9 protein-coding genes are annotated in these 11,587 nt (G+C 73.4%); 4 read left to right on the top strand and 5 right to left on the bottom strand.

Going from position 1 to position 11,587, the window contains the following annotated elements:
• Window positions 1-80 precede the first annotated feature (80 nt).
• The 4 genes from Pflav_RS11580 to cydB all read left to right on the top strand — a co-directional run bounded on the left by Pflav_RS11580 (window position 81) and on the right by cydB (window position 5,622).
• The gene (locus tag Pflav_RS11580) at window positions 81-2,537 is read left to right on the top strand and encodes a helix-turn-helix transcriptional regulator (protein ID WP_173036114.1); all 2,457 of its coding nucleotides are present in this window, start codon (window positions 81-83) and stop codon (window positions 2,535-2,537) included.
• Complete coding sequence (locus Pflav_RS11575) at window positions 2,534-3,067, top strand: LuxR family transcriptional regulator (RefSeq protein WP_173036112.1); 534 nt, start codon at window positions 2,534-2,536, stop codon at window positions 3,065-3,067. The genes Pflav_RS11580 and Pflav_RS11575 overlap by 4 nt, the downstream gene beginning before the upstream one ends.
• A gap of 186 nt (window positions 3,068-3,253) precedes the next feature.
• A complete protein-coding gene (locus Pflav_RS11570; protein ID WP_173036110.1) occupies window positions 3,254-4,630 on the top strand; it encodes a cytochrome ubiquinol oxidase subunit I in 1,377 nt (458 codons plus the stop codon).
• Window positions 4,630-5,622 (top strand): cytochrome d ubiquinol oxidase subunit II, encoded by a 993-nt coding sequence (cydB, locus tag Pflav_RS11565; RefSeq protein ID WP_173036108.1) that lies wholly within the window; start codon window positions 4,630-4,632, stop codon window positions 5,620-5,622. Before Pflav_RS11570 ends, cydB begins: the two co-directional genes overlap by 1 nt.
• Before the next feature lie 9 nt (window positions 5,623-5,631).
• Here the strand turns inward: cydB and Pflav_RS11560 are convergent, their stop codons facing one another.
• The 5 genes from Pflav_RS11560 to Pflav_RS11540 form a co-directional block, all read right to left on the bottom strand.
• Window positions 5,632-6,087, bottom strand: coding sequence for a pyridoxamine 5'-phosphate oxidase family protein (locus tag Pflav_RS11560; protein ID WP_173036106.1), 456 nt, complete (start codon window positions 6,085-6,087; stop codon window positions 5,632-5,634).
• Window positions 6,088-6,093: 6 nt separating this feature from the next.
• Complete coding sequence (locus Pflav_RS11555; RefSeq protein ID WP_173036104.1) at window positions 6,094-6,816, bottom strand: hypothetical protein; 723 nt, start codon at window positions 6,814-6,816, stop codon at window positions 6,094-6,096.
• Between the two features lie 157 nt (window positions 6,817-6,973).
• Window positions 6,974-7,498 (bottom strand): GNAT family N-acetyltransferase, encoded by a 525-nt coding sequence (locus Pflav_RS11550; protein ID WP_173036102.1) that lies wholly within the window; start codon window positions 7,496-7,498, stop codon window positions 6,974-6,976.
• 66 nt (window positions 7,499-7,564) lie between these two features.
• Window positions 7,565-8,437: a phytanoyl-CoA dioxygenase family protein gene (locus Pflav_RS11545; protein WP_232071259.1), complete on the bottom strand. Its 873-nt coding sequence runs from the start codon at window positions 8,435-8,437 to the stop codon at window positions 7,565-7,567.
• Window positions 8,438-8,655: 218 nt separating this feature from the next.
• Window positions 8,656-11,469, bottom strand: coding sequence for an Hsp70 family protein (locus tag Pflav_RS11540; RefSeq protein ID WP_173036101.1), 2,814 nt, complete (start codon window positions 11,467-11,469; stop codon window positions 8,656-8,658).
• Window positions 11,470-11,587 lie beyond the last annotated feature (118 nt).

Genomic DNA, 11,587 nt, shown 5'->3' with positions numbered 1-11,587 from the left:
TCCTGCCGGATCCACACTATGAATATCCTGCCGGCGCAGGATCCCATGTTCGTGCCACGGTCTGACGCGGGAGGCTCCAGTTGCGTCACGCGCCCCCCGACTCCCGGCCCGGCGCCCTCGTCGAGGAGGCGACCGCGCTGCTGGCCGCGCCCGCGCTGGTCGTCGTCGCCGGCGGGCCGGGCAGCGGACGGTCCACCGTGCTCGCCAAGCTGGGCGAAGCCTTCCGCGGGCCGGTCTTCGCCGGCGGCGGGCTCGCGATGCTCCAGGCCGTGCCGGCGTTCGCGCTGGCCCGCGCGGTGCGGGTGCGGCTGCCGGCCACCGACCCGGCGCTGCTCGCCGAGGCGGTCCGTTCCCGCGTACGCAACGGGCTGCTGCTGCTCGACGACCTCCAGTGGGCCGATCCCGCCACCCTGTCCGCCCTCCCAGCGATCGCCGCGCACTGCCGGGTAGTGGTCGCTCTGCGTACACCGCACCGGCTTCCGGCCGCGAGCGTGGCGGCGCTGCGTACGGCCGCGACCGGGTGGTTGGCGGTACCGCCACTGTCCGCTGAGGACGCCGCCGACCTCGCCCGCCGCGTCGCGCCCGGCCTGGACCCGGCCGCGGTCACGGCTGTCGTGACCCGGGCCGGCGGGGTGCCGCTCGCCGTCGAGACGCTCGCCCGCCACACCGCCTCCCGAGGTACCGCCGACGTGGCCGAGGACGCCGCCCAGGTGGAGTACGCGGTGGCGGCCGCGCTCGCCGACCTGACCCGCCCGGCGCGTACCGCGATGGCCGCGCTCGGCCTGCTCGGCCGCCCCGCCACCGCGGCGGTCCTCGGCGCCGGTGTGGACGAGCTGCTCGAGGCGGGACTCGTGGTCGCCGCCCCGGACTCCGGCGACGAGCTCGCCCCGGTCTCGCCGTACCTGGCCGAGGTCGCCGCCGGCCTGCTGGACCCGCCCGGGCGGCAGGCGCTGCACCAGCGCCTGGCCAGCCTCGTGCCGCCGCGCGAGGCGGCCCGACACCTCGCCGCCGCCGGGGACGGCCCCGCCGCGTACCAGGTGGCCGTCGCCGCCGCCGGCCGGATGGCGACCGCCGGCGAACGCGCCGAGCTGCTCCTGCTCGCCTGCGACCTGCCCGGCGTCGACCCCGAGCCGCAGGTGCGGGTGGCCGCCGCCTCCGCCGCCCTCGCATGTGGACGGCCCCGCGCCGCGGTGCGCGCCCTCACCGTCACCGGCGGGCCGCCGCTCGGCGTCGACGCGGCGGTGCTGCGCGCCGAGGCGCTGCTACAGGTCGGCGAGGTCGCCGCCGCCCGGGAGGCCGCCGCGCCGGTACCCGACGGCGCGGCCCGCGACATCGTCGCCGCCCGCGACCGGATCCTGCTGCTGGCCCGCCTCGCCGAAGACCCGGCCGAGGCCACCGCCGCGGCCGCCCGCATCGCCGAACGCCACGGCGACCCACCCCCGCACGCCGGCCTGCGCGCCGCCCTCGCCGCGGTACGGGCACACGCGCGCGCCGACGGCTGGGAGTACGGGCTGGCGTCCGCCACCGCCGCCGCGGGCGCCGCCGGTGACCTGCTCGCCGCCCGGTGGAGCGCCTGGCTGCTGGTGGAGACCCTCGCCGCCGACGGCCGGCTGGCCGAGGCGGCGCAGGCCGCGGGCAGCGCCGCCCAGGCGTGCGCGGCCGACCTGGCGTACAGCTGGCAGACCCGCTTCCTCGCCGCCGAGCTGTGGTGCGTGGCGCTGCGCGGCGCCGCCACCGACGACGTGGTACGCCGCGCCGGCGACCTCACCGACCGCACCCTGCCGGCCCTCGCCCGCGGGTACGCGACCGCCGCCGCCAGCCTCGTCGAGGCCGACGGCGGGCTGCTCGCCCCGGCCCGGTCCCGGCTGGCCGGGGTGGCGGCGCCGAGCGCGCTGCTGGACTGGGTGGGGCGCGAGGCGGCCTGGCTGGACGGGCAGCCCGACCTGGCGCTGCGGCCCGCGCACGCCGACCTGGCCCGGGCCGGCGCGCTGGTCGCCGGCCTGCACGAGATCACCGCCCGCTGGGCGTCGTCCGACCTGGGCCTGGCACCGCCACCCGGCAAGGCCGCCGTCGACCGGGCCGCCGCGGTCGCCGCCACCCTGGAGGCGTGGACCGCAGCCGGCGGCTTCGACCGGGCCGCGGCCGCCTGGCACGACCTCGCCGTCCGCGAAGAGGTCCGCTGCCTGCTCGCCCAGGGCATCCACGAGACCGACCCCGCGCTGGCCGTGCCGCCGCTGCTGGCCGCCGAACGCCTCGCCGAGGAAGCCGGCCTGGTGGTGCTGCTCGGCCGGGCCAGGCGGGCGCTGCGCCGCCACGCGGTACGCCGGGACCAGCGCGGCCCCCGCGCCGGCACCGATCTCACCGACCGCGAACGCGACGTTCTCCGCCTCGTCGCCGCCGGCGAACCGACCCGCCGCATCGCCGGGCAGCTCGGCATCTCCGGCGAGACCGTGGAGACCCACATCCGCTCCGGCATGCGCAAGCTCGGCGCCCGCACCCGCACCGAGGCGGCCGCGCGGCTGGGCCAGGCGACATGAGTGACGCGCCCCGCTACGTGGTGTCGACGTCGACGGACGCGACGAGCGTGCTGCGCCGGCTGGCCCGCGGCGGCTGGCAGACCCGCGAGGGGTTCGCGCTCACCGAGGTCGCGTGGGACATGGCGGAGGCGCGGCTGGTGCTGTTCGGCCGGGTGCCGGACGCGGAGACCGCCCACCTGGCCGTCCTGGCCGCCGCCCGCGGCACCGGCATCGTGGCGATCACCGACCCGGCCGGGGACCTGGGCCGGGCGCTCGTCGCCGACCTGGGCCGGCTCGGCCCGGTGTACGCGGACCCGGACGCCGAACCCGAACCGGACAGCGACGACGTGGTCGGCCAGCTGATACCGGAGCAGCGGGCACTGCTGGAGCGCCTGGCCAACGGGGAGACGATCGCCGCCGCGGCGGCCGCCGAGTTCCTGTCGCTGCGCACCGCCAACCGCCGCATCGCCCAGGCCCGCGAGCTGCTCGGCGTCCGCACGACGCGCGAGGCCGTGCTCGCCTACGTCCGCCAGCGCAGCCAGCCCAACTAACCCTTTTCGAAGAGGGCTACCGCGATGTCCGCGGTGGTCCGGACCGTCGCTCCCGCGGCCTCACCCTCCGCTGTTCAAGGGCCGGCGGAGCGCGAATGGGACGAGGGCCACTCTCGCCGTACCCGGGAGGAGGGGCCGTGCCGAACTACGATCTACTACGGGACGTAGTAAGGATGGAGGTCCCGTATGGACGCGCTCGACGTCGCCCGCTGGCAGTTCGGTGTCACCACCGTCTACCACTTCCTCTTCGTTCCCCTCACGATCGGCCTGTCCGTGCTCGTCGCGGTGCTCCAGACCATCTGGGTACGCACCGGTGACGAACGCTACCTGCGCCTGACCAAGTTCTACGGCAAGCTCTTCCTGGTCAACTTCGCCATGGGCGTGGTCACCGGCATCGTGCAGGAGTTCCAGTTCGGCATGAACTGGAGCGACTACTCCCGCTTCGTCGGCGACGTCTTCGGCGTACCGCTCGCCATCGAGGCGCTCTTCGCGTTCTTCCTCGAGTCCACCTTCCTCGGCCTCTGGATCTTCGGCTGGGAACGGCTGCCCCAGCGGATACACCTCGCCTGCATCTGGATCGCCGCGGCCGGCTCCACCGCCAGCGCCTACTTCATCCTCGCCGCCAACTCCTGGATGCAGAACCCGGTCGGGTACGAGGTCGACCCCGACACCGGCCGGGCCCGGCTCACCGACTTCGGGGCCGTGCTCACCAACAAGGTCACGCTCGTCACGTTCCCGCACACCATCGCCGGCTGCTTCCTCGTCGCCGGCGCCCTGATGACCGCGGTCGCCCTCTGGCACCTGGTCAAACACCGCACCGAGGCGTTCCGGCCCGCGCTGCGGCTCGGCGCCTGGGTCACCCTCGCCGCCGCGGCCGCCGTCGCCATCACCGGCGACACCCAAGGCAAGATCATGACCGAGGTACAGCCGATGAAGATGGCCGCCGCCGAAGCCCTCTACCAGACCGAACAGCCGGCCGCGTTCTCCGTCCTCACCATCGGCAGCCTCGACGGCGGGCAGGAAGTGTTCGCCATCAAGATCCCGTACCTGCTGTCCTGGCTCGGTACGGGGGACACCCACGGCCGCGTCGAAGGCATCAACGACCTACAGACCCAGTACGCCGCCCAGTTCGGCCCCGGCACCTACAACCCGGTCATCCCGGTCACGTACTGGAGCTTCCGCCTCATGATCGGCCTCGGCATGCTCGCCGCCCTCATGGCCCTGATCGCCCTCTGGTCGCAGCGCCGCGGCCGCACCCCGACCTCCAAGTGGCTGGCCCGCGCCTGCCTCGTCCTGCCGCTGCTACCCATGGCCGCGAACATCTTCGGCTGGATCTTCACCGAGATGGGCCGCCAACCCTGGCTCGTCTTCGGCGAGATGCTCACCCGCGACGGCGTATCCCGCAGCGTCTCACTCACCGAGGTCCTCACCTCGTTCACCACGTTCACCCTCCTGTACGGGGCGCTCGCCCTCGTCGAGGTGCGGCTCCTGGTCCGGTACGCGAAGGCCGGCCTGCCCACCACTCCCGCCCCTGACCCTGCTCGCGTGCCCGTGGAGGTCTGATGGAGCTCACCACCGTCTGGTTCGTGCTCATCGCCGCCCTGTTCACCGGCTACTTCGTCCTGGAGGGCTTCGACTTCGGGGTAGGGGCGCTGCTGCCCGTCCTGGGCCGCGACGAACGCGAACGCCGCACCCTGCTGGCCACCATCGGCCCCGTCTGGGACGGCAACGAGGTGTGGGTCATCACCGCCGGCGGGGCGATGTTCGCCGCGTTTCCCGCCTGGTACGCCACGCTCTTCTCCGCCCTCTACCTGCCGCTGCTGCTCATCCTCGTCGCCCTCATCCTGCGCGGCGTGGCGTTCGAGTACCGCGGCATGCGCGACGACCCGAAATGGCGGGCCCGCTGGGACGCCGCCACCGTCTTCGGCTCCGTGGCACCCGCCTTCCTGTGGGGCGTCGCGTTCGCCAACATCGCCCGCGGGCTGCCCCTTGCCGCGGACGGCGAGTACACCGGGGGACTGCTCGACCTGCTGCACCCGTACGCCCTGCTCGGCGGCCTCGTCACGCTCACGCTCTTCGTCACCCACGGCGCGGTCTTCCTCGCCCTCAAGACCGTGACCCCGATCCGCGAACGCGCCCTCACCGTCGCCGGCCGGGTCGGCCCGGTGGCGCTGCTCGCCCTGGCCGCCTTCGTCACGTGGACGCTGTCCCTGCGCTCGTCACCCGCCGCTGTGGTGGCCGGCGTCGTGGCGGCGGCCGCCCTGGTGGGGGCGCTGGCCGCCAACCGCCGGCGCCGCGAAGGCTGGGCCTTCCTCGGTACCGCCGTGACGATCGGCCTGCTCGTGGTGGCCCTGTTCGCCGCCCTCTACCCGGCCGTACTCCCGTCCACGCTGCCCACCGGCGACCTGACCGTCCACAACGCCGCCTCGTCGCCCTACACGCTGCGCCTGATGACCTGGGTGGCCGCCATCTTCACCCCGCTCGTCCTGCTCTACCAGGGCTGGACGTACTGGGTCTTCCGCAAACGCGTCACCGCCGACGACGGCTACCACTGACCCGGCCCGTCAGCGCCTGAAGCGGCGCAACCCCTCGCCGGCCCGCCACAGGTCGATCAGGAGGTGGTCCGCCGGGCTACCCACCCGCGTCCAGACCACCTCCTCGACATCGGCGCGGAACAGGTGCGTCGGCTCCTCACCCTGCTCCGGCTGGGCGACCTCCACCGCCCGGCCGGACAGCTTCGCCTCGCCGGACCACGTGGACGGGTCGCCCTCCGGCGGATCCACCGTCGGGCCGTGCAGCGCGAACCGCGGATCCCGCCGCAGATCGACCGCCTTACGCGCCATCCACATGCTGCCGAACCACAGGTCACCGTCGCGGAACTCGGTCTCCGTACCACTGATCCGCGGACCGCCGTCGCGGCGCAGCGTCGCGAGGGTCTTGTGCTTGTGCGCCTCGAACAGGCGCCGCACCACCGACGCCAGCTCCGGCGCCTCGCCCTCGAACTCCGCCCACCTCGCCACGGCGCCTCAGCCCACGTCGCGCAACTCGGCCAGCCGCGCCTCGATCTCGGCCAGCTCGGCACGCAGCTTCTCCGCCTGCTGCTCGGCCTCGTTGCGCTCCGCCGACAGGATCTGCTCGACCGCCTCCTGCACACCCGGCACGTCCACCAGCGCCACCATCTTCAACGCCTCGGCCGGGCGGATCACATACGGCTTTGCCAGGGACTTCGCCCCCTGGTTCGCCGCGACCGTCCACTCTCCCTCGGTGTACGACAGCGTGACGGTCAGACCGGCCGGCGCCTTCGCCTTCACGGCCTTGGCCGCCTTCCGGGCCGCCGGCTTCTCCGCCGCCCCCGAATCCTCCACGGCTGCGTCGTCCACAGTGGTCACTTTCGCCTCCTCGCGCGGCGCCGGCACCGGCGACCTGGTGATCAAGAACTCTGGCTGGGGAGCGGCGGGCACCTCCGGCTCCGGCGCCGCCTTCTTCGCCGGCGCGGCCTTGGCACCCTTGGGCGGGATGACCAGATCGGTGGGGGAGAACGGCAGCTCGTCCTTGCCGAACCGCACCACGACCCACTCGTCCGACAGGTCCGGGTCGTTGAGCTCCACCACCTGCCCGATCTGACCGGCGATCTGCCCGGCCGTCTCGGTGAACATCACCCGCGGCTTACGACCCGCGGCCAACGTGTCGCGGATCGACTGCAGGTCGTCGGTCGACAGTCCTCGAACGGCGGAGCGCGCGGCGGCCATCACTACCTACCTCTTCCGTACACGTGTTTGATGACAGCTTCCTACCAGCCCGGTCCGACAACGTCCACCGACACGCGGGTGGGCGTGGGCCACCTCGTTGTTCGATAATGCACATTATGTCAACCTGAGCGTGCGCCGCTCTTTCGGAGCGGCCTTCTCAAAGAGGCGACGGGTCGTCGCGGAGGCGGCTGTAGAGGTGGCCGTCCCGCCACCGGCCGGCCCGCCACTCCGCCGCCCGGATCACACCCTCCAGCCGGAAGCCGGCCTTCTCCAGCGAACGCTGCTCCGCCAGGTTCTCCGGGTGCGTCCCCGCCTGGATCCGCTGCGCCGGCGTGTGCTCGAACAGGTAGTCGCACAGCATCGCCTGCGCCCGCCACCCGATCCCACGGCCCCGCCACTCCGGCAGCAACGCGATACCGATCTCCCAGCCCTTCGCCACGCCGTACCCGACGACGCGCCAGCTGACGAGACCCGCCGCGTCGAAGTCCGGCCCGGCCTCGACCATCAACCGGCCGTCCTCAGCACTGAGATAACTGTCCGTAGCGAAACGGCGACTGACCGCGCCCGGGTCCTTGTAGCCCACCCAGTCCAGGCCGATCAACCCCGGCTCCACCGCGAACCGGCGGAACATCGCCAGGTCCGCCTCCACCACCGGACGGAAACGTACCTCGATGTCAGCCACGGCAGCCCAGCCTACGCAAAAGGCCCGGCCCCTCGGGGGCCGGGCCAACAGCGACAAACCGGAAGGCTACGGCTTGAGCGGCGGGTGCTTCGGGTCGAGCAGATCGTTCTCCTTCAGCAGCCCGTACAGCGGGACCTCGCTCGGGTAGTGACCCCACGCGTGGTCACCGTCACCGTCCTGAAGCCCGACAAGCTGCCGCTGCACCGGCGTCAGCCCCGGCAGATCCACGGCCATCGTCTCGCGGGTGTGCACCCACCGGTACGTGTACCCGAAGAAGACGCCCTTGCGGGTCACCTGCGAGTAGTTGTTCGACCGGGCGTGCCAGATGCGCCGGTCGAAGAAGACCGCGTCACCAGCGTTGGCGGTCACCTCGATCGCGCCCTCCGGGTTCGGCCACTCCATGTCACGGCGCGGCGGCCCGTCGATCCAGTTGGTGACGTGGCTGCCCGGCACGACCTGGAAGTTGCCGCGGCCGGTCTGCGACACGTCCGACAGCCAGTACGCGACCTTCACCGACAGGCGCGGACGCGGGTCCGACTCGATCTCGCGGTTTTGCCGGCCGCCGTCCTGGTGCCACTCGAACCGGAACGGCTTCTGCTCGGTCAGCGGCGGGTGCACGTCCAGGTGCGAGTGGTACACGTGCACGTTCCAGCCCAGCATCGACCACACCAGGCCGAACACCTTCGGGTGGTCCAGCAGCGGCGCCAGGTCGTGGCAGCTGTCGACAGCGTTGAGCTTGTGCAGCGACCGGTCGGCGGCGAGCTTGCCGGCGGCGGCGTGCTCCTCGTAGACCCGGTCAACGGCGGCCGCGTAGTGGGCGACCTCGTCCTCGGAGAGCACGCCGGGCACGACGATGAAACCGTCCCGCTCGAAGTTGGCGCGCTGCTCGTCGGTCATTGCGGTGCCCGGATGGGGACGGGCCGAGACAGGGGTGCTCACGAAGGGGTCCTTTCCTCCCGTGGACAGTCTTTCTGCTGCACGTACGACGGGCCGACCCCGTCGCCGCGTTGCCCCCAGAGCCGGCACGAATGCCGAGGGGTCAGGCAACGTTCCGGAAGAGTACTCGCATCATCCAAACGCCGGTGACCCCAGGCAACTAACAGGCAAGAAAACCCACGGACCAATCACCACAAGCCACACGGAACGGTCATCCGCCGCTACGCGACGCTCACGACCCGTAGCACCATCACCCGGCCGGACTTCGTCACCACACCCACCAGATCACCGGCCAACGCCACCTGCACCGGCTGTTCCGCACCCACGTCCACCGCCTTCGTCGCCTTGCCGCCGGCCTCCGCCACGTACACCCGCCACGCCAGGGTCGTGCCGTTCACACCCGCCGTCCGCACCACGAACCGTCCACCCTGGACAGCCTCGACCGAGGCGCCGTTCGGCAGCCTGCCCAGCTCCGCACCGTCCGGCCCCAACACCCGCCCGTCACCGACCGGGCCGAACGTCGCGTCGCCGAGCACCAGCCCCGCCGGCGTCACGTACCAGCCGGCGTCGTCACTCCAGTCCATCGGCGCCTTCCACGCCTCCTCGCCGGTGCGCACGTCCACCGCGACCACGCGGCTCTGGTCGTCCGCGTCGACCGCCGCGCACACAAGGAACTCCCCGCACGGCTTCACCCGCTCGATCGTCTGCCCCGCCGGCAGCCCGAACGTCCACGCCTTGCCGAAACCCGCCAGCTTGTACCCCGCCAGGACCTCCCGGCCCTTGCCCACCTCGTCGTTCTGCACACCGATCACCTGGCCGCCGAACACCGTCCAGAACGAGTTCTCCAGCGGCAGCGCGCCGGCCGACTTCTGCCGACCGGTCGTGGCGTCCACCACCACTCCCCTGGCCTCTTCCGCGTCCAGCTCCACCACCGTGGCCTCACCCGCGGTCAGCGCGTCGTTCAGCACCCCGTTGAGCGCCGGCAGCACACCACCCGGGACGCCCACCCACTGCCGTACCGGCTCGATCCGATGCTCGTCGATCGTCAGCGTCTCGTCGGTGCCGGGATCCCGCTTCCACTTCTGCTTCCCGGTACGCAGGTCCACCCGCAGCAGCTGATGCCCGTCGAACGAGTCGTTGATATCCACCACCACGTCCGTGCCCAGGTACGCGACGTCGGTTCGGCTCTCCCACTTGTTACGCCAGAGCACCGTCCCGTTGCTGGCCGACAGCACCGCCCGCACGTTGGCGCCGTCGTCGGTCGCCGAGCGGTCCCCGTCCACCACGATCAGGTCACCGACCGTGGTCAGACGCAGGCCCGCCGGCTCGATCGGCACCTTCGCCGTCCAGATCGCCGGCGCCCCTCCCCCGGCGCCCGGCAGCGCCTTCACCTCGGTGAACCCACTGCCGACCGCCGCCACGACGACGTTCTGCCCAGCCACCGTCACCGCGGCCACGCTCGCGTCCGGCTGCGACAGCGGCTGGTCCTCCGCGACCGCCAACTCCCCCGCGCCGCCGACCGTCTGGCCGCCCGGCTGCCCGAACTGGAACGGGCCGCTGCCCAGCCCGGCGCCCGCATCGTCGATCGTGCGGCCCAGCCACCTACTCCCCTGCACCACACCCGCGACAAGCGCGCCCACCAGCACGAACACCACACCCGCGAACACCGCCCGGCGCACCGGCCGCCGCTTGCGCGGCGCAGGCGTCGCCAGCGGACCGGGCGCGCCCGGTCCAAACGGACCCTGCGGACCCATCGGCGGGCGCGGCGGCGGGATCGCCGGGCCCGCACCCTGCGGAGGCGGCGCAAACCCGGGCGCCGGCGACGCCGGAATCGGCGCCGACACCACACCCGCCGCGAACGCGGACGAGACCGGATACGGCCCCGCCGGCGAACCGAACGGGCCCGACACCGGGTACGCCGGACCACCCACAGTCCCGGTACCCGGCGCTGTGGCCGGAGCGGCCGCCATCGCGTGCACCAGCGCCCCGTACGCCACCGGCAGCTCCGGCTGCTCCGGCACCGACGGCGCCACACCCAGCCGCGCGTGCAGCCGGCTCGCGACAAGCGGCATCCGGCTCGAACCACCCACCAGCAACAGCCCCGCCAACTGCCCCGGCTCCACACCCGCGCGCTGCAACACCCGCCGCGTCTCGTCCACCGCCCGCGCGACCAGCGGGCCACCCACCCGATCCAGCTCGTCCCGGGTCAGGTGCATCGGCTCCATCCGGCCCGGCACATGTACCGGCGCCGTCGACGAGCGGGACAGCATCTCCTTGGCCGCCCGCACCTCCGTCCAGAACGCCTGCCGCTCCCGCCGCTGCTCCACGTCCGCCGGCTGCTCCAGGCGCCGCCACAGCTCCGGATCGCGGACCGCGACAAGCTGCCCGAGGTGCGCGACGAGCGCGCTGTCCACGTCCAGCCCACCCAGGTCGTCCAGGCCCCCGGTGGCCAGCACCCGCAGCCCGGCCGGCTCCCGCCGCACCACCGCCACGTCGAAGGTGCCCCCGCCGAAGTCGAACACACCCAGGCAGCCGCCCGGCGGCACCTGCTGGCCGAGCACCTGCACGCAGTACGTGGCCGCCGCGATCGGCTCGTCCAGCAGCGTCACCTGGCCCAGCCCGGCCCGCCACGCCGCCGCGCGGAGCACGTTGCGCCGCGGCTGGCCCCAGTCCGCCGGGCAGGTGAGCACCGTCGCGCCGTCCGCCGACACCCCGGCCGTACGGGCCTCGTCCGCCACCCGCCGCAGGCTCGCCGCGAGCAGCTGCTCCACCGGCACCTCGTACTCGCCGAGCAGCACCGTGCCCTCGTCGACCCGGCGCTTGGGGTGCGGCTCGAACCGCTCCGGCGACGAACCGCCCAGCCGGGTACCGTCCCGCCCGGTGTGCAGCCCGCCCGTGGCGTCGACGAACACACCCGACGACAGCAGCGGCGTACCGTCGAACAGCAGAGCCCTCGGCTCCTGACCGCCGCGGCGTACCACCGCCACGGTGTGCGTCGTCCCCAGGTCCACCGCGAGGCGTACCGATCCGTCCACGCCGACGCCCCTCCCCTGTCGCGCCGTGGATTGGCACGCCGTCTGCCCCGCGAGCGCGCCGCCGCCGGATGTTACCCGCGCCGCTCCGGGTGCCGGTGATCAGGCTGTTCGCCGACCG

This window comes from Phytohabitans flavus, assembly GCF_011764545.1.
Classification (GTDB): Bacteria; Actinomycetota; Actinomycetes; order Mycobacteriales; family Micromonosporaceae; genus Phytohabitans; species Phytohabitans flavus.
The sequence above is the reverse complement of the archived record's forward strand: the minus strand, read 5'-3'. Positions and strand labels throughout refer to the sequence as shown.

Bases quoted from the DNA above. Each gene is read 5' to 3' on its own strand.
- Pflav_RS11575 (WP_173036112.1), top strand. From the start codon at position 2,534: ATGAGTGACGCGCCCCGCTACGTGGTGTCGACGTCGACGGACGCGACG.
- Pflav_RS11570 (WP_173036110.1), top strand. From the start codon at position 3,254: ATGGACGCGCTCGACGTCGCCCGCTGGCAGTTCGGTGTCACCACCGTC.
- cydB (WP_173036108.1), top strand. From the start codon at position 4,630: ATGGAGCTCACCACCGTCTGGTTCGTGCTCATCGCCGCCCTGTTCACC.
- Pflav_RS11555 (WP_173036104.1), bottom strand. From the start codon at position 6,816: ATGGCCGCCGCGCGCTCCGCCGTTCGAGGACTGTCGACCGACGACCTG.